Annotated in this window: 10 protein-coding genes; 4 read left to right on the forward strand and 6 right to left on the reverse strand. The window is 43.1% G+C overall.

What is annotated here, in order from left to right:
- The first annotated feature begins 124 nt into the window (after window positions 1–124).
- Window positions 125–550: a GNAT family N-acetyltransferase gene (locus tag FFF34_002395; protein ID TSD66273.1), complete on the forward strand. Its 426-nt coding sequence runs from the start codon at window positions 125–127 to the stop codon at window positions 548–550.
- Between the two features lie 28 nt (window positions 551–578).
- Window positions 579–1979, forward strand: a complete 1401-nt coding sequence (uxaC, locus tag FFF34_002400; protein TSD66274.1) for a glucuronate isomerase — start codon at window positions 579–581, stop codon at window positions 1977–1979.
- 33 nt (window positions 1980–2012) lie between these two features.
- Here the strand turns inward: uxaC and FFF34_002405 are convergent, their stop codons facing one another.
- The 4 genes from FFF34_002405 to FFF34_002420 form a co-directional block, all read right to left on the reverse strand.
- Entirely contained in the window at window positions 2013–7076 is a 5064-nt protein-coding gene (locus FFF34_002405) for a T9SS type B sorting domain-containing protein (protein ID TSD66275.1), read from the reverse strand.
- A 74-nt stretch (window positions 7077–7150) separates the two neighbouring features.
- A complete protein-coding gene (locus FFF34_002410; protein TSD66276.1) occupies window positions 7151–10033 on the reverse strand; it encodes a hypothetical protein in 2883 nt (960 codons plus the stop codon).
- A gap of 186 nt (window positions 10034–10219) precedes the next feature.
- On the reverse strand, window positions 10220–13525 hold the full coding sequence (locus FFF34_002415; protein ID TSD66277.1) for a DUF4965 domain-containing protein: 3306 nt from the start codon (window positions 13523–13525) through the stop codon (window positions 10220–10222).
- Between the two features lie 30 nt (window positions 13526–13555).
- Complete coding sequence (locus FFF34_002420; GenBank protein ID TSD66278.1) at window positions 13556–14452, reverse strand: pirin family protein; 897 nt, start codon at window positions 14450–14452, stop codon at window positions 13556–13558.
- A gap of 131 nt (window positions 14453–14583) precedes the next feature.
- Between FFF34_002420 and FFF34_002425 the strand changes: the two genes are divergently transcribed.
- Both FFF34_002425 and FFF34_002430 read left to right on the forward strand, forming a co-directional pair.
- Window positions 14584–15900 (forward strand): cytochrome ubiquinol oxidase subunit I, encoded by a 1317-nt coding sequence (locus FFF34_002425; GenBank protein ID TSD66279.1) that lies wholly within the window; start codon window positions 14584–14586, stop codon window positions 15898–15900.
- 7 nt (window positions 15901–15907) lie between these two features.
- A complete protein-coding gene (locus FFF34_002430) occupies window positions 15908–16921 on the forward strand; it encodes a cytochrome d ubiquinol oxidase subunit II (GenBank protein ID TSD67940.1) in 1014 nt (337 codons plus the stop codon).
- A 2-nt stretch (window positions 16922–16923) separates the two neighbouring features.
- On the opposite strand, the gene FFF34_002435 is transcribed toward FFF34_002430, so the two are convergent.
- Together FFF34_002435 and FFF34_002440 are read right to left on the reverse strand one after the other, a co-directional pair.
- Window positions 16924–17688 carry an alpha/beta hydrolase gene (locus FFF34_002435; GenBank protein ID TSD66280.1) on the reverse strand — a complete coding sequence of 255 codons (765 nt, stop codon included), beginning with the start codon at window positions 17686–17688 and terminating at the stop codon, window positions 16924–16926.
- 57 nt (window positions 17689–17745) lie between these two features.
- A complete protein-coding gene (locus tag FFF34_002440) occupies window positions 17746–20166 on the reverse strand; it encodes a glycoside hydrolase family 127 protein (protein TSD66281.1) in 2421 nt (806 codons plus the stop codon).
- Between the last annotated feature and the right edge of the window lie 53 nt (window positions 20167–20219).

Raw genomic sequence — 20219 nt, forward strand, 5'->3', positions numbered from 1 at the left:
GCAAGCTTAAGCGTTTGCTTTTTATACCCCTTTTTATTGCTGTCAATGCAGGCATTGCAATCAATTATAAATTTTTATATTTAGCTGCCCTACATTATAACCATCTAAAAAAAGTAATATTAAAATGCCAACGCCGGAAATTGAGTACAAACGCGAATTTTCGCTTAATGCCGATGAATTTATTGACGTGTTAAGCCGCAGCACCCTTGCCGAGCGCCGCCCGGTTAACAATCCCGAGCGCATTAAGGAAATGTGCCAAAACGCTAATTTAATTGTTACCGCCCGCCACAATGGTAAACTGGTAGGTATTGCCCGCTCGTTAAGCGATTTTGCCTTTTGCACCTACCTGTCAGACTTGGCGGTAGACGAGGCATACCAAAAGCAAGGTATAGGTGTAAGGCTTATCCGCGAAACTAAGTTGCAAGCACCACAGGCAAAACTAATATTGCTGGCCGCGCCCAAAGCACAGGCCTATTACCCTAAAACAGGTATGGAGCAGTTTAGCTATTGCTTTTTACTGGATGATGTAAATAAGCTAATCATCAAATAAAACTAACCCGGTTTAAACCAACGGCACGATGAAGAATTTTTTGGATGACGACTTTTTGTTGGGATCGGCCACGGCTGCACGCCTTTATTACGATTTTGCTGAAGACCTGCCTATTATAGATTACCACTGCCACCTGCCGCCCGAGCAAATTGCCGGTAATATTAATTTTGCCAATATTACCCAGGCATGGTTATACGGCGACCATTACAAATGGCGGGCCATGCGCGCCAATGGTATAAACGAAAGCTATATTACCGGTGGCAAAAGCGATGAAGAAAAGTTTGAGCAATGGGCGCTAACCGTGCCTTACACGCTGCGTAACCCCCTTTACCATTGGACACACCTGGAGCTTAGGCGATATTTTGGCATAAAAGACCGCCTTAACGAGGGTACAGGGCCATTTATTTATGAAGATTGCTCGGCACAATTGCAGCGGCCAGAGTTTTCGGTGCGGGGCCTTATCAAAAAAATGAATGTAGAAACCATTTGTACTACAGACGACCCGCTGGATAGCCTGGAGCATCACGATCAGATAAAAAAGAGCGCCACGGGTTTAAAAGTGCTGCCGGCTTTCAGGCCCGATAAGGCCATGAACGCTGATGATGTAACCGCGCTTAACCTGTACATAAACAAATTAGAGGAGTTAAACGACAGCAGTATAGAAAGCTACGACGCCTACCTTAACGCTTTAAAAAGACGGCATACTTTTTTTGCGGCTAACGGCTGTACGGTATCTGACCACGGCCTGGAGCATATTTATGCGGAAGATTATACCGACGAAGAGATAAAGGCCATTTTTATAAAGATAAGGGAGGGTAAGCCGCTATTGCGGAATGAGTTACTAAAGTTTAAATCGGCTATGCTTTTTCAGTTTGCTACGTGGAACAGTGAGAAGGGCTGGGTGCAGCAATTTCACCTGGGTGCGCTGCGCAATAACAATACGCGCCTTTTAAGCAAGTTAGGCCCCGATACCGGTTTCGATTCTATTGGCGATTTTAGCCAGGCAAGGGCATTGTCTAAATTTTTAAATAAGCTTGATGCGGATGACCGCCTGGCCAAAACCATTATTTACAACCTAAACCCGGCCGATAACGAAGTGATAGCCTCGATGATAGGCAATTTTAACGATGGTTCGGTAGCCGGTAAAATACAGTATGGGTCGGCGTGGTGGTTTTTAGATCAAAAGGATGGCATGACCCGGCAGATCAATGCCCTGTCGAACATGGGGCTTTTAAGTCGCTTTGTAGGCATGCTTACCGATTCGCGAAGCTTCTTGTCGTTCCCGCGGCACGAGTACTTTAGGCGGCTACTTTGCAACCTGTTTGCGCAAGATATTGAGAACGGCGAACTCCCCAACGACCCCGAATGGACCGGCAAAGTAATACAGGATATTTGCTACTACAATGCCAAAAGCTATTTTAGGTTTTAACAAAAAGGCCTCCCGAATGGGGAGGCCTTTTTGTTAGTATTTAATAAGGAAAAAACCTGTTAACTGTTTCGCCTCGTTGTTTCCGTCTTTATATTCCAGCACATAATAATAAGTGCCGGGTTTTTGCATTGCCCGGTTTTTGGTAGAATGTCCGTCAAACACTCTGTTTTGGTTATTATATCCCACAACATTATAAACAGTATTACCATTTACATCCATAATGTTAACCCGGTTATCAGGATAGTTACCTATACCTTCAATATTTAACACATCGTTAACGCCATCACCATTGGGCGACATGGCTTTGCTTACTATTAACGTTTTAGATGCGGTGATATTCGACGCAGCAGATACTGTTAATTCGCCGGTAACATAATTAAACGCATAATTAGTACTTACTGCGCCGCTTACGGTTATAGGATATACACCCGGCTCAGACGAGGCTGTGGCAGTGGTGGTTAATTTGGGCTGGGTTACCAGCTTGGTTTTATCATCGTTATTAACAAAGCCGGTAATAGTAGTGGTTAATATCGGGTTCTCATCGCCTGCTTTTTTGGTTTTATTATCAGCTTTTATGGTAAGCGTGGCCTTGTTTATAGTAAATATGGTTGTTTTAACAATAGATGGTGCATATACAGCATTACCTGTTTGCTGTACCGAAAGATGTATTAATCCTGCTGATACGATATGTAATTTGCCGTTTACTATGGTTGCTATATGCTCATCAGAACTGTGAAATGTTAAAGGCAAGCCCGACGATGTAGTTGCTGCTATAAAATCTGCATGGCCATAGTTTATTGCATTGGTTATAAATTTAATAGTTTGAATCAACTTTGGTTTAGTTAGCTTAACCGTGTATGCTTTTTTAGTTTTCGCATCTTTTGATGTAACTAAAATAGTAATTGTATTAAATCCTGGCACTAACAAGAAATTGCATGTGTTGCCTTTATAAAGAGTTCCATTTATAGTAACGACAGAAGACGAATCGCTTGGTGTATAGGTGATAGTTGTTGTTTTAATATAGTCTGCTACAGATGAGGAATAATTTATTATATCTGTGTCAAATAAGGGGTTAAGTTTAACCTGGCTAAATGTTAATGATGCCAAATTTGCGTTGCTTCCGGCGTCTTTTTTAATATTTACAGTATAGGTTTTAGTAGTGCCATCGGTACCGGTAACAATCGTATTAATAGTGTTGTTGCCCACAGTTAAAGGTATAATTGCCGACGGCTTGCCCGATACTACAGCAATTCCGTTTACCTTTATGGTGCTGGTTTTGGCCCATGCCGTTGGTGTTATAGTAATGCCAGAAACAGAATTGCCAATTTGCAATGTGTAATTGGTGATTCTATAATCAAAAGCTGGTTTTAAGTTTCCGGCATCCAAAACCAATGCCGACAGCCTTGTATCAGAAGCCACTTTGATACTCACCGTTGCCTTTACATTGCCACCACTATTGTAAGCGGTAACGGTATAGTTTTTTGCCGGACTTATCGTGGTTGGTTTACCTCCAATAACGCCTGTTTGGTTATTAATAGTGATGCCTGGCGGCAATGCTGGTGTTATGTAATACCCGCCCGAAAGTGTGTACTTTACAACAGTTCCGTCATATGCCCTGGTTACATAAAGGTTGTCTTCTTTATCAACAAAAATATTTGTTGGGTTAATAAGGCCGCTTACAACAGTAACAGGCTTTTTGCCTTGTGCTATTTTTAGTATTGCTGCGTTAGCCAAATCTAAAACAAATAGGTTGCCGGAAGCATCTACTGTCATATTACCAGGCCTAACAATAGTAGTTGTTAACATGGTTTTAGTTGTACTTCCTGCAGCTATTTTGGCTACATAGTGATCATTAGGGTTTGCTACGTATAAATTGCCTGCTGCATCTACTGTACCAACAATATCATATACATTTATATTTAGATTGGTTTTAGTGCCATTTTTAGCCACTTTAACTACTCCATAAATACCGGCATCAAATACATATAAATTACCTACGCCATCAATTGCTACTCCATTAGGATACTTGAAGTTTTTTGCCACAGTATCCGGCTTTACTGTGCCCGAATGATATTTTAGCAGGGCGGTTTTATTCGTAATGTCAGTCATGTAAACATTACCGGCAGCATCTACAGCAATGGGGTCTGCTGATAGGGTGGGTAACCCTGTAGCCCAAACAACAGCTTTAGTTTGGCCGAGGGCCACTTTTTTTATATTTAAAGAGGTGCCCGAATCGCTTATATACATGTTACCCGATGCATCCATAGTAAGTGCCCTTGGGGTGTTAAAACCGGTAGCGAAAATTTTAGGTGTGGCACTATAACCTGGCTCGGCTATATTTTGGGCAGTAGGTATAAGGTTATCTATAGTTTCGGTTACAGTAAAAGTATTAGGGCCCGTATAGCTTAAGACAGGCTTTGGGGGGAGCGCAATAGCCATAGTTAATTTAGTAGAGCTACTGCCGCCGTTATTATAGGCTGTAATGGTATAAGTTGCTGTGCCGCCTTCTAAAGGTGTGCCACTTATAGTACCGCTAGGGCTGTGGAAGTATAAACCCTGTGGTAATGCAGGGCTTATGCTATAGCCGTTTGTACTTGCTTTTCTAATTCCGGTTTGGCCGTCGGTTATGTATAAGTTGCCTTTTCTATCGGTGGTGATGCCACTTAAAAAACTACTAGTTACAGCAAAAAGATTGACTACACCAGCAGAGGTGATTTTTTTAATTACATTATTGGCAGATTGTGTTACAAATATATTACCTAAAGCATCTACAGTAATGTTATTAGGCCAAGTTAAATTGTCAGCAATCAAAGATATTTTATTGGTCTTGACGTCAAGCTTTTTTAACTCATATACTGTATTGCCTGCAGATGCTATGATATACAAGTTGCCTGAAGGATCGGATGTTAAAGCTGTTATCCAAGAGAACTTACCAATTGATTTCATTGAACCATTGGTAAGGGATATTTTTTCGAGTTCGCCCTTTATATTGTCAGAAACATATACATTTCCTGCGCCATCGGCAGCTATGGCACTGGGCGCTTTTAAACCGGTTTTTATATACGTAATTGCATTATTGGCCGCGGCTACACAGGTAATGGTGCCATCGCCGCTGGCCAGTTGTATTGAATAAGCGTTGCCAAGCGGATCGGTTGTTATAAGCCCAGATTGGTATTTTTTTTCGGACGCCAAATTGGTGATGCTGCCGTCTGGAGCGCTGACTTTTTGTATCAAGGAACTTTGGGCGTTTTCAACATAAATATTACCAAACGCATCAGCAGCAATATCTGTAGGGGTACTAAGGCCAGTTGCATAGGGTTGTAAATCGCCATACATAATGGCAGGTACACTGCCGCCCGTGTTTATTGGTTTTATAGGTGTAATAGGGGTGCCCACAGCGTATCTTTTTATTGGGTCGCTATAGCTTATTGCAGGTGCGGCCGTTGCCCGCACAACTGTTAATTTGTAAATCGACTTTTCCCCGTTTTGCGCGATAACGACAATATTTATTGCATTTGGTCCGTCAACCAATGCTATACTTGCCGATGCCGTTCCTGTTTTTATTGTTGCCCCATTTACTTTAATCGTAGCCAAAGGATCTGTTGTGGCGGGTGTTACTTTGATAGATCCTGTTGTGCTGCTAAGCAAAGTTAAATAAGACGTAGTGTTTTTTGAAAACACGGGGGATAGCAACCCCTTACTAAGAGTTAGGTTTTTTAGGCTGGCATCAGAGGGGGCTTCGCGGGATATTGTCAATTTGTAACTAAGGCTGGTAGTTTTAGCGGCATCGGTTACTAATATGTTTATTATGTTTTGACCTATAACTAAAGGAATGTCTGTCATTTTGCCAGATGTAATTACTTTACTATTTACCTTTATAATAGCCGTACTGTCGTTACTTGATGGTGTAAGTTTAAGAGATGATACTTCATATTTGACCGTATCGGTATAAACCCTTTTATCAGTTGTAAAGGCAGGGTACAAGGTTGCATTGCTTACAGTAAGGTCTGCAAGGCTGGCATTGTTTATACCGATATTTAAATTTGCCGAGCCGGAACCGCTACTGTTGTAAGCTATAACAACGTAATTTGTTGCGGCAGTTTTAACTCTTGGGGTGCCGCTAACAGTACCAGTGCTAACATCAAAATTTAACCCATTTGGCAGAGTTGGCTTTATAGTATAACAATTTAGTGTGATTTTTTGTATAGCAAACGAATTAAAAGCGATATATAAGTTACCATCCATATCTGTTTGCATACCGCCATAGCTTGGAAACACTTGTGATGCTGCCGTTGATATAGAATGATCGACTGCTGATACTCTTTTTAAAGCGTATTTATATGGGTCGTACAGATAAAGATTTCCGGCCGCATCAGAGGTAATACCTTGTTGAAATTGGAAATTTACAGGTATTAATGAAATACTATGATCAATAGCAGAAATCTTCTTTATAAATAATTTTCCGTACTCAACTACATATATATTACCCTCGGCATCTACCGCAATACCATTAATGCTATCAAAGTTAGAGGCAATGGTTGTAGTAGCGCCATCGATAGCTGATATTTTTTTAATTGTATTAAAATTGTCAGATAAAAATACACTGCCTGAACCATCAACAGCAATATTGGTAACTGTACTTAAACCTGTGCCTATTTGGGATACCCGACCTGTACCTGTAGCAATTTTTGTTACATAGCCATTAAAACCATAAATAGAATAAATATTGCCTTTTTTATCAGCAGTTATATAGTTTGATAATAGGTTAGTTGCAAAATCGGTAGTTATGCCTGTTTTAGCATCTACTTTTTTGATTGTATGAGCATAAGCATCAATTAAGTAAAAGTTTTTTGCCGAATCTACTGCAAGCCCCGTGATATTACCCCCATAAGAAAAAGTTTTAACATTGGTAAGTGTTCCATACGATGTAGCACCACCGCTATTAGTTGGGGTTACCGGGCTAATAGGTAGGTTTGCAATAAAGGTTTTAGCACTACCGTAGCTTATTTTAGGTACCTGGGCCAACACTATTGGTATGCAGAACAGCATACCAATAGCTATAAACAGTAAAAATTTATAGGTAAAAGTTTTATTCATAAATTGGTTTAGGCAAATCAAATAGTTATCAGGGGTATTATAAAGTTATTAAATATTATGCAAAGATGTTATCACTAATATTTAATAACAATATACCCTGTTTTATGCTTTAGCTCGCTACCGTCTTTATAATCTAACTGGTAGTAATATGTTCCGGCTTGTTGTTTGGCACCGTTTGTATTAGATTGGCCTTTGTAAACTTTATTAAGGTTGTCGTACTTAACGGTTTCAAAAATTTTAGTGCCGTTGGCGTTTAGTATGGTTAATTTATTATCAGGGAATTTTTCTATCCCTTCAATAACAAGCGCGTCGTTAATGCCATCGCCGTTTGGCGACAGGCTTTGTTGTAGCGAAAGGGGGCTTGTATCGGTTTTTGCAGGGCTTGCCGCAGCAAGGCTTTGCTGTACAGGTACACTGTGTACAGTCCCTGCCGGTTGTACTACAGCCACTTTTATTTTGGTAAGGCTGCTGCCGGCGCCGTTATAACCTACTATTGTGTATAACGTTGCTGCATTGGCAACAGTAGGCGTACCGCTAATTATACCCGTTTTGCCATCGAATACTAAACCCGCGGGTAGGGCGGGGCTAATGGTATAACCGGTAACATCTATTTTGCGTATCTCGTTATTATAAAAATCAGCTTCGTACAGGTTGCCTTTGCCATCTAACACAACGCCGGATGGATGGTTAAAGTTGGCTTTATCACCCGTCTCGTTCCAACGGCCGGCAGTTAAATTGCCTGCTAATGTTTTTACAACACCATCGGGGGTGATAGAGCGTATTTGGTTATTATCATAATCGGCTACATATACATTGCCTGTGCCATCTACTGTTAAGGCGTAGGGGTTTCTAAACTTAGCCGCTTTGCCTGTACCGTTGGCAAAACCTTCGGTACCGCTACCTGCCAGCGTGGTTACAACGCCTGTTGGTGATATCTTCCTTATCAGGTGGTTATGTTGGTCGGCTACATATACATTGCGTTTGCTATCAACAGCTACCCCAAAAGGATATAAAAACTTGGCCCCGCTGCCCGTACCGTCTGCACTTCCCCAATCATAGCCTCCGGCAAATAGTGTTACATCGGCGTTTGGCGTTATTTTACTTACGCGGTTATTACTGGTAAAATACAGGTTGTTTTGCCAATCTATAGCCATGCCATTTGGCTGTATAATGGTAACATTGGTTCCGTTGCCTGTTGGTGCGGTATTATAAGTGCCCCCTGCAAAGGTGGTTACTACACCTGTAGGTGTTATTTTGCGTATCTTATTAGCGCCCTGGTCTGATACAAAGATGTTGCCCATATCATCAACCGCTAAAGCCGATGGGTGGTAAAAGCTGGCCGCCGCGCCTGTACCATCTGCGCCGTTGTAACTGCCATTGCCTGCTATTGTCCTTACCACCCCTTCTGTATTTATTTTTCGGATGCGGTTATTTTCCTGGTCGGCCACATATACGTTACCTTCATAATCGGTAGCTAAGCCCATTGGGTTAAAAAATTGGGCGTCGGTGCCTTTTCCATCGTTTGTGCCATGGCTGCCATCGCTTGGCCCCGCAAACGATGTCACCTTGCCATACGTACCCATAGGCACTGCCCCGCCGCTGTTAACAGGTTTTAACGGGGCAATGGCCCTTTTTACGGTATAGGTTAACACAGTGCTTGCATAACTGATAGCTGGGGCTTGTATAGCGCCTTTTACAGCTATATTAAGGGTATAACTGCTATTGCCGCTACTATTGTAAGCGGTTACTACATACTTAGCTGCCGGGCGGCTTGTTGCCGGTGTGCCGCTTATGTTACCCGTACCGTCAATAATTAAACCGGGAGGCAGCGCAGGGCTTACAGTATAGCCCAAAGGCGATATTTTTGATATTTGAGCAACGCCATTACCGGTAAATATCATACCATTAGAATCGATACAAAGGCCGGCCCCTAATAACGGCGGGCTTGGTATAGGGGTTAATACAGTGGCGTTGTTTGATATTTTTGTTAGTTTACCGTAGGCCTGTACAAATATATTGTCGTTGGCATCCAGTGTAAGGTAGGTGGCCCCGTTAAAGGCAATAAGATAGCCTTGCACACCAGTGGGGCTTATCTTAATAATATACTCGTGCGGTACACTTGCATAAGTATAGCCTATTATGATAACGTTGCCTGCTTTGTCTGTAGCTATATCCCTAATCACATCAAATCCGGATGCAAGGGTAGTAACTACACCGGCGGTGGTTATTTTACGCACTTTAGCGCCATTATACTGGTCTGCTACGTATAATGTGCCTTTGCTATCTATTGCCATATTGGTGGGGCTTAAAAAGCTTGCAGCTGTCACTTTGCCATCAACCGATGCGCTTTTACCGCTGCCTGCAAAAGTAGTTACCACACCATCGCGGGTTATCTTCCTTATCCTAAAGTTACTTTGATCGCTAACAAACAAATTACCGGCGGCATCAACCACTACATCTGATGGATTAGCGAAAATTGCTTTTTTGCCTGTGCCATCTGCATAGCCCCGTTGGCCGCTCCCCGCAACGGTACTTACGTAGCCCGACGGGCTTATCATCCTGATGTTATTGTAATACGAATCGGCAACGTAGATGTAATTACCTTTGGTGATGGCATAACCCATCGCAAAGCCAAATTTCGCCGTCTTGCCCGATCCATCTGTAACACCCTGGCCGCCTTCGCCTGCAAATACGGTTGTTTTGCCATAAAACGCGTTAGGTATAGCCCCACCAGTATTGGTTACCGATAGGGCAGGTATAGCGGTTTCGGCAGTGTAAGTTTTAGTGCCCGCAGGATAGGCTATTTTTGGTGCCGGTAATGCAGTTGTGGTAGTAGCACTTGCTTTAATTACATTGGTATTGGTTACAGGGCTTGTAACTTGTGCTACACCAATATTGGGTATTAAATAGTTTATTACAAGAAATAAAAAAAACACAAAAGATATTTTTTTATGCATATTATAGTAACGGCTTAATCAAAAAGATAATTAATAAATAGGGCGTTTGCTGCAAAGGTAATCAAATGCCCGGGTTTTAGCGTTAACTTATTATCAATCAAGCGTTAAAATTTAAAAGCGCTGAGCCCTAAAACAAAAAGGCCCAGTGTGATGCAGGGCCTTTGTTAAATATTAAATATGCTGTTGCTATTTGATCAGGAAAAAACCGGTTAAACGTTTAAACTCGTCTTTCACCTTATATTCTAATAAGTAGTAGTAAGTACCGGGTTTTTGTAAAACGCCGTTTTGGTTCGAGCGGCCATTGAAAGCACGCGTATTGTTATCATAGCCTTTTACATTGTAAACACTGTTGCCGCCGGCGTCTACCAGGGTAAATGCATTATCGGGATAATTGTTAATATTATTAATAAGCAACATGTCGTTTATTCCATCGCCATTTGGGGATAAGGATTTACGCACAGCGGGTAAAGGCGACTGCTGAGGCTTTTGAATAGTTGTTATTTGATCTTTATTACCAGATATAAGGATGAATGATACATTAAGCTTACCATTTATATAGGTAATGGTATAGTTATTACTCGCGGCGTTACTAACAGTAATAGGATATGCCCCCTTGTCAGACGATGCTGTAGCTGTAGTTGTTAATTGGGGTTGTGCAGCTAAGTCGCTTGTGTCATCTCCATTTACAAAGCCTGTAATTGTTGCAGTTAATACAGGTAAGGGCTGATTAAAGCCCTTGGTTTTATTGTCGGCTTTTATAATAAGTGGTGCTTTGGCTATGGTAATTTCTTTTGATACAGGTTCGGCGCCATAATAGCTGCCATTGCCGGTTTGCGATGCCGTAATGGTAACCTTACCTGCCGATACGATATGTATCTTACCATGCAATATAGTTGCCACTGTATTGTCCGAACTGGCGTAATGTATCTTTAAGCCCGATGTTGCTTTAGCCGGTGCAAAATCCGAGTCGCCGTACATTTTTGGTACCGGTTGGAAAGATATGCTTTGATTGTTCTTGATCTTTGTAGCCAACACTTTCATAAAATATCCCCCCACTACACTACGCGCCTGAAAGCCTACCATTTGGCCGGTAGTGGTTTCGTGCCAATCGCTTAATGGTACACGGTTGGGGGTTTTTATAGCATATTTATACACCGGCCCAACTAAGGCTTTAAAGTCAGCATCATTACTGGTCATGGTAGCTGTCCATAATATCCAGTCAGATTTTGTGTAAGTTTTACGGCTATCCAATGGCAGGCCAAAGCTTTGTTGCTTTGTCAGGTAATATTTAATTTCGGTATCATATACCTTTTGAGGGAACAGGCCCAGATCAAGCACTTTATCCCATACCATATTATACTTTTGGCTCCAGGTGTCTTTATTGTCAAATACCAAAGCGTAATGATCGCCTGCATAGGCTTTATCCTGCCAGTTTAAGGCCATGTCGGCAGCTATTTTCTTGTATTTAAGCGCAACATCGGTATAACCCAGCATGGTTGCCATTTTTGAGTAAGCGCCAATGGCTACAATAGCTTTTACCGACAGGTTGATGTTATGTGCCAGGTGCCCGGCAAAATCATCGGTACACAGCTGGTTCTCGGGGTCGAAACCTACTTTGGCCAGGTATTCCGTCCATTGGGTTAACACTTTCCAATGCTTTTTGGCGTACTTGGTATCGTTCTCCATTGATGTGATAGCCGCGGTAAGAATGATCATATTACCACATTCCTCAACCGGCATATCCTCGCCGTAGGTTTGCCCGTTGGCAATAGGGTAGGTGCCCAGATCGTGCGCTGCAAAAGGCTTGCCCCACTTACCGCTTTCGCTGTAGTAAAAAATACCGCTAAGCATGCCTTTAAGCAGTTCGGGGTTGTATAATAAATATAAAGGAGCCGATGGATAAGTAACATCAACCGTGTTGATAGATCCGTTACTAAAGTTTTCTTTTGATAAAAAAAGCAATTCGCCCTGCGGGCTTTTTACCAACTGGTGTGCTGCGATACTTTGCCTGTAGGCCAGGTTGCATAGTTTGGCGTATGCCTCGCCGCCTGCTTTTAAAGCATCTGTATAAACCTCGTTATCGGTTTTATTGCATGCAGCCATAATTTTAGTGTAGTGTTTGGCTGCGTTTGACATAGCGCCTATAATAGTAGCGCCGGGTTTGGTGCGCCAGTAAGGTTTTAAGTTGGTGCCAAAGTATTGTACCGAATAAATATCATCATAGCCTAACAGCAAAAACTTATTAACCGGTGCGGCACCTACAGTACCAAAAGGCACTACCGAATTCAGCATCAGGTCGTGACCATTTATCGCCCTTGGTGTAGATTCGGCTTTTATGAACGATGTTTCGGCGTTGGCCCCGGTGGTTACATAAAGCTTTGTATTTGCTTCGGCAGGGGCTGCAAAGTAAAGGTGCCCCCAATCTATCCTTAGGTCATCGCCTTTCTTTTGTAGTATAGGTTGTTCTTTGGTGCCTGCCTTTAATATTTTTAAGCCACCCTTTTCGTGATAGGCAGTGCGCACCTTTTGGGTAGGTTCGTTTACCGCAATATCTGATGACACACTTGTTAACACCGATACATTGTGTGTATTGCCATCGTTACTGGCAACCTTGTAACTGATGTACGATACAGGCTGGGATAATAAATGCAGGTTGCTTAAAATAAGCGGCGAAGTAAAAGTTACCTGTAGGTTTATCCCGCCACAATCAAATTTATAAATGGTTTGGGTAGCGGTAATTTTAACTTGTTTTTGTATAGCCAGGCCCATACTGTCATCTACCTTGTCCGGAAACTCTTCTGCCAACCCCGCATCGATCCATGACCCGCCGCCTGTGTTTAAACAGTGTATGGCTAAAAGGTTGTTTGTGCTTTTTAATCCGGCCTTTATTTCGTCGCTTATTTCAAATGTTTCAAACCCGTTGTTGGCTCCGGCCACTTTGGTTATCAATTTACCGTTCAGGTAAATTTCGGCATCGTCATCATGGTATACTTTTAACAGGAAACGCCCTTTAGGCATTCGTTTTACGTCAAAGGTTCTTCTTATCCAGATATCCTTACCCGTCCATTTGGTACCCACTTTTGCACGTTCATCACCAAAAGCACCAATTCCGGTTTTCCATTCGGTAGCTGCAAAATCTTGTTGTTCCCAACCATCGGCCGGTGCGGTTTCGGTGTATTTACAGGTGTAGGCCAGCTCGTCGCCGGCTGGTAATATAGCCTTAAGACGGGGTTGTACCCGGCCCATAAAACGGTAAAAGTGGTTATCTACCTTAATAACGCCCAACATAGATTGGTACCTGCCGGTCCAGTGGCTGGTGGTCCATTCGTTTAGGTTATCCGCGCTGGTCCATATACTAAAATAAGGGTTGTGTGTAATTAGCGGATAAGAGGGTGCCCGGTCTGACTGGCCCAGGGCATGCAGGCAAATAGTGATCAATATGAGTAAGCTGCTTACTTTATAACTGATATTTTTTAATGTTGTAATGGCCATAAGGTAGATGGTCTTTTATATGTATTGATATTAAATTCGTGCTTTAAGATGCAGGTTTTCGGGAGGCAGCGGAATAAGGTCGGTTTCGTCAAAAACAGCCGGAAACTGTTTATCCTGCCACATTTGTTTGGCCCTGTCTATAAGTGCATGGTCTGATGCTACAAAATTCCAGTAAATGTGCCTGTCTTCGGCAAAAGGCTCGCCGCCAAAAAAGTATATAGTAGTATTCGGGTTCATGGTAAATTGGCATAGCTGGCTATCCTTTGCCACCAATAGCTCTTTTGGTTCAAAGGTGGTACCTTCATTTTCTATACTGCCTTCCAGTATATATAAGCCGCACTCACCATAAAGTTCTGCTCCTATATTTACCACGGTACGCTCGGTGCTTTTAAGCTCCAGGTAATACAATTTGCTGTACACAGGTACCGGCGATGTTTGGCCAGCTATAGTACCTGCTATCAGCTTATAGCTTACGCCGTCTTTTTCCCATTGCGGCAGGTCATCGGCCGATGCATGGTAAAAAGTAGGTTCCATTTGCTCGAGGTGTTTGGGCAGGGCTACCCATATTTGCAGGCCATGAATTTTCTTTTCAACATTCCGCAGGTAGTCGGGTGTCCTTTCCGAGTGTACAATGCCTTTACCGGCGGTCATCCAGTTTACCTGGCCGGGTTCTATCACTACTTCGGTGCCTAAACTATCGCGATGCCGTACACTACCTTCAAATAGATAGGTGAGGGTTGACAGGCCGATATGCGGGTGGGGGCCAATATCCAGGTTTTGGCCGGGCGGCATTGCTGATGGCCCCATATGGTCTATAAAAATAAATGGGCCTACCATTCTTTTGTCTTTAAAAGGCAGTAAACGGCCAACTATAAAGTTGCCAATGTTGCGTGGGCGCTCTTCAATTATAAGGTTGATGTTAGACATAGCGACGCATTAAATTAGTTTAGACCGTTTCTGAATTAAAGAAAGCCCAAAATACGGCTTTATCGTGTGCTAAGCAAGTGCCAAATACGGCGCATAAAGCGTAATTTTACAGTACTTTTCTAATACAAGCTATGGATGATTTTTTAGCCGCCCGCTCCCAAATGGCGCTCTCTTTAGGTTTCCACATTATATTTTCGTGTATAGGTATGGTAATGCCGTTTTTTATGGCAGTGGCGCATTTTAAGTGGTTGCGAACAGGTAACCAAAATTACCGCAACATAGCTAAGGCCTGGAGCAAAGGGGTTGCTATATTTTTTGCTACCGGTGCTGTGTCGGGTACTGTATTGTCATTTGAGCTGGGTTTGTTGTGGCCGGGATTTATGAAAGAAGCCGGGCCGATATTCGGGATGCCGTTTTCATTAGAAGGGACTGCTTTCTTTATAGAGGCAATAGCGTTAGGCTTCTTTTTATACGGCTGGACACGCTTTAACCGCTGGTTTCATTGGTTTACCGGTTTGGTGGTGGGTATCAGCGGTATATTATCGGGTATACTGGTGGTTGCCGCCAACAGCTGGATGAACAGCCCCGCAGGGTTTGACTATGTAAATGGTAAATACCTGAATATAGACCCGATGGCCGCCATGTTTAACCGTGCATGGTTTTCACAAGCCCTGCACATGACGATAGCTTCATTCGCCGCAACGGGCTTCGCGGTAGCAGGGATACACGCTATCATGATCATCCGTAAAAAGAATGTGGATTTTCATAGAGGCGCGTTTAAGATAGCCGCCCTGTTTGCGGTTATAGCAGCCATTTTGCAACCCTTAAGCGGCGATATATCGGCCAAATTTGTGGGTAAAACCCAACCCGCCAAACTGGCTGCCATGGAGGCGCACTTTAAAACGGAAAAGAATGTACCGCTTATTATCGGCGGTGTGCCCGATGTAAAAAACGAAAAAGTAAACTATGCTATAAAACTACCGGGCGTACTTAGCTACATGACCAAAGGCAGCACAGACTCGGTAGTAACGGGGCTGGATAAGATACCACTAAACGACCGGCCGCCAATTGCGGTTACACATTATTCATTTCAGTTAATGGTAGCGCTGGGTATGTTTATGTTAGGTTTAAGCGTGTTGTACATTTACGCTGCCTGGCGCAAGCGCGAATGGCTGTTAAAAAGCTGGTTTTTGAAAATATTTGTTGTTGCTACACCATTAGGGTTTATAGCTGTTGAGGCTGGCTGGGTGGTAACCGAGGTAGGCCGCCAACCCTGGATAATTAATGGCATTATGCGCACTGCCGATGCTGTTACGCCAATGCCCGGCATTGCCTATTCGTTTTATTTATTTACGGCAGTATACGTTACCCTATCAATAGCGGTAATATTTTTGCTAAAACGCCAGATACAAATGGTGCCCCAAATTTACGATACTACCAACAAGTAATACCATGATGATATACGTTGTTATTGCCTTTTTATGGGTTTCGTTACTAATATATGTGCTAATGGGCGGCGCTGATTTTGGCGCCGGTATTTTAGAACTATTTACCCCCGAGGTTAAAAAGGCCGATGTGCGCAAAGCCGCTCACCATGCCATTGGGCCAATTTGGGAAGCTAACCACATGTGGCTGATAATTGCCATTGTTATTTTGTTTGTGGGTTTCCCGCAGATATATACTATAGCATCGGTTTACCTGCACATACCTCTGGTTATAATGTTGCTGGGCATTATAGCAAGAGGTACGGCCTTTACCTTCAGGAATTACGATGCTGTTAAGGATAGTATGCAAAAGCTTTATAACAAAGTATATGTATACAGCAGCTTTGTAACACCATTGTTTTTGGGCATCATTAGCGCAACAGCGGTATCAGGGCGTATAAATACAGGCGGCAACAGTTTTTTAGACACCTATATTTTCGATTGGCTTAACTGGTTTACCTTTGCAGTTGGTTTCTTTACGGTGTTTCTTTGCGGGTTTTTAGCCGCCATTTACCTGGCAGGAGAAGAGAAAGATGATACCCCCGGCAATATCTACATTTACCGGGCTAAAATTATGTTTGGTGCCATGATGCTTTGCATTGGTGCAATAGTGGTATCGTCGTTTAAGGAGAATATCCCGCTATTAACCTGGCTATTTGGCAACACCATTAGTATTATAGCGGTTTGTTTATCAGTAACCGGGATGATTGTGTTATGGGTGCTGGTTTGGCGTACCAAATACATTAGCATACGCTTTGTTACGGGCTTTATGGTGATGGCTATGCTGATAGCAGTAACTTACGCGCATTATCCTAATATCATCTTGTTAAAGGATGGGTCGCATCTTTCGCTGTTAGATCATGCCGCCCCTAATAAAACCATCAATTCACTGGGTATAGCTTTACTGGTAGGGTCGTTGTTTATACTACCATCACTGGTATATCTGGTATATAGCTTTGGCCGTAAGGATGAAGAATCGGCGTAGTATTATTCGTCTAAAAATTCTTCTATCAATGTAGCGGTAAGCTCGGGTACACGGCTGTCTTTTTTAGCGGATAATATTTCGCCCATATAATCGCCATGCCCGCCCGGGAATATGGCCAGTTTGCCATTGGGTAGCAAGTTTTTCATTTTTACGGCATGTTCTGCCGTGCCAACGTCCGAATCCCCACTGATGATAAGTGTTGGTACACTGATGGAACTAATATCGCTATCGTCCCAATCTTTAAAATTTTGCATGCGGCTAAGCGATTTATCGTGCATGTTTTGTAAAGCCGCCGGGTTATTAGTGATGCTTAGGTAGGTATCTTTATACAACTGCGGCATATCTTTTATGTTGGCATTTTTCATAAAATCCCAAAACATAGGGAAGGTGCCATCACGTTTATAAAAAGCCGATGCAATGATCAGCTTACGCAGTAAATGCGGGTGGCGTTTGGCAATTTCGATAATGGTTTGCCCGCCATTGCTAAAGCCCAAAAAATCGGCTTGTTTAATACCTAATTGATAGAGCAGCTCAGCAACGTCGTCAGCATCCTGCGTAAAAGTAAACGGTGCTTCACGGTCAGACGAGTGGCCATTGCCTGCCAGCTCGACACCAATAACCTGCCGATTTTTTGCCAATGCAGGTAGTATGCGCCCAAACGAGGTGGTAATAGTAGAACCGCCGCCATGTATCAGTACCAGGGGCATGCCTTCGCCATGTATCTCGTAATACATGTTAATGCCGTTTACGCTTTTATATCCGTTCATGTTACAGGTTTGTTAGTGCCGGTAACAAAACTAACAGCTTTGTGCCTTATACAAAAATTATTTAACTGCCCACTCATGTATACCTGTCGAGTTATCTACAGGTAATTGTATTTCCATTTTGATGGCAGTGGTAGTTACCGGCTCAAAGGTTACTTTGTTAAAGCTATCCTTACTAATATCATAAGGGCTAGTGTTTTTTACAGGTACCCATTCGCCATCCTTTTTGTAAAAAAGTTGGTAAGCCACAGGTATACGGCAACCGCCCCATGGGCCATCATCGTACCAGTAAACCTGCGATTGGCTGATGGTGTGTTCCTTGTCAAAATCGTATTGTACAAACTCCTTGGTGTTGTTTTTTGGCCACCAGTGCATGTATGGGTAGTTGGTATCTTTTGAGTCGGCGGGTTCGTATTGGTCTTTGATGGCATTAAACATGCGCACACTTTTTAAAGACGAACTTACCTTGCTGGTGCTGGCAATAGTTGGTGCAGGTTTTGGCCTTGCCGCCGATGCCTCATAGGGTATCCAAACGGTCATTTCGCTGGGGCCGCGGTTGGCCCAGGCATAATAGGGGATGGCCCTTACCTGCTGATCGGTTTCTAACAGGTTATCGCTGTTTAATTGCCTCCTGGTGCTTTTGCCTTCGGCGGTTAACACATCTACGCCGTTTAACATATCGGCATGGTAGTTTTCGCTGGCTATGGCGTTCTTATCTATCATAATGTTTTGCACCAGGCTGTCTTTATTGTCCGGCCCTTCCAGGCAATAAACAATGGGCCCGCGCTGAAAAGCAAAGCGGCCACGATCGTCTTTTACCTGTTGGTTGGCTAATACCTTTTCGGTTTCCATGGGCAGCAAAAGGGTAACTCTATCGCCTTTTTTCCATTTTCGGTTTAATACAGCATAGCCCTTTTGGTTAGTGAATGATTGTACCTGCCCGTTAATGGTAATGGTTACCGGCAATACCTTATTATCCATAAACGAATACAAATCGCCGGGCACCGGTTGTTGTTTGGCCCAGCCGGGTATGCGCACCCTTAAAGTAAATTGCGCGGCCTTTTGCGGGTTAACGGTTATATCTACCTTGCCTTTCCAGGGGTAATCTGTTTGTTGTACAATGTTAACCTCGCCCGAGCTTAGTTTAATATTGCTGGAATTGCTCATAAACAGGTTAATGTACAGATCGTTGTTGTTTTTGGCATATACATAACCCGGAAGCGAAGGTAAGAAGCGTGTCATGTTACTGATGCAGCAGGCACAGCTTATCCACGCGCTGCGCTGGTGCTGAAACATTGATGCCAGTGGGTTAGGGTAAAAAAACCTGTCGCCGGTTAACGATACGCCCGACAATAGGCCATTGTAAAGTGTGCGCTCTAAAACGTCGATATATTTTGAATCGCCGTGTAACAGAAACATGCGGTTGTTCCAATAAACATTACCTATAGCCGCACAAGTTTCGGCATAGGCCGACATGTTGGGTAACTGGTAGGCATCGCCAAAAGCTTCGCCGGCACCTGTGGCACCAATACCACCTGTGATGTATAGTTTTTTGGTAACTACATCTCCCCAAATATCATCAATAGCGGCCAGATATTTATTGTCGCCGGTAAGCGCCGCAATATCGGCCATGCCGGTATACATATAGGCTGCTCTCACCGCATGGCCTTCGGCCTGGTGCTGGTCTATTACTTTTTTATCGGCCTGGTTATACGGGTCGCCTTTTGGGCCGCGTACGTCAAGGAAAAACTTGGCCAGGTCTAAATAGGCTTTTTTGCCGGTAACCCTGTACATTTTTGATAAGCCTATCTCTACTATCTGGTGGCCTGGGTACTCTTCAATTTTACCGGGGCCAAAGGTTTTAACCAGCAGGTCGGCATTCTTTATGGCGATGTTTAGCAGGCTGCGCTTGCCGGTAGCCTGATAGTGGGCCACAGCAGCTTCGTATAAGTGCCCGCAATCGTAAAGCTCGTGGCTTAGGTCTTCTTCTTTTTCCCAGCGTTTGCTGCCTATCCATTCGTGCGGTTTTTTGGCGTTTACGGTGCGGAAGGTATACAGGTAGCCATCAGGCTCCTGCGCTGCCCCAATAATGCTGATAAGTGTATCAATATACTTGTCAAGCGTAGGGTTCTTTTTATTTTGCATCGAGTAAGATGCACCTTCTATGGCCTTGTATACATCAGTATCATCAAAGGGGAATTCGCTTAATTTATCGCCATCCAGTTTTTTTGCGGCACGCAAAAAATTATCCATACGGCCATTTTTTTTGCATTGGGCCAGTACATAGGGGATAGTTACATTAGCATTTACCTCCATTTTGGGTTCCCAAAATTTATCATTCACATGCACGCTGGTAAAAGCAACGGGTTGTATGGGGTAATCTTTTTGCTGTGCAAATAACTGTCTGTTAGACAGTATTAGTATTGTCGACAAAAAAAAGACAACGCTTATGTTCCTGATTGATAAATTCTTTTGATCCATTATGCTATGTATAAGGAGTAAATATAAGCAATCAATTTTACTACCGCGTAATT

The sequence above is a fragment of the Inquilinus sp. KBS0705 genome, from assembly GCA_005938025.2.
Classification (GTDB): domain Bacteria; phylum Bacteroidota; class Bacteroidia; order Sphingobacteriales; family Sphingobacteriaceae; genus Mucilaginibacter.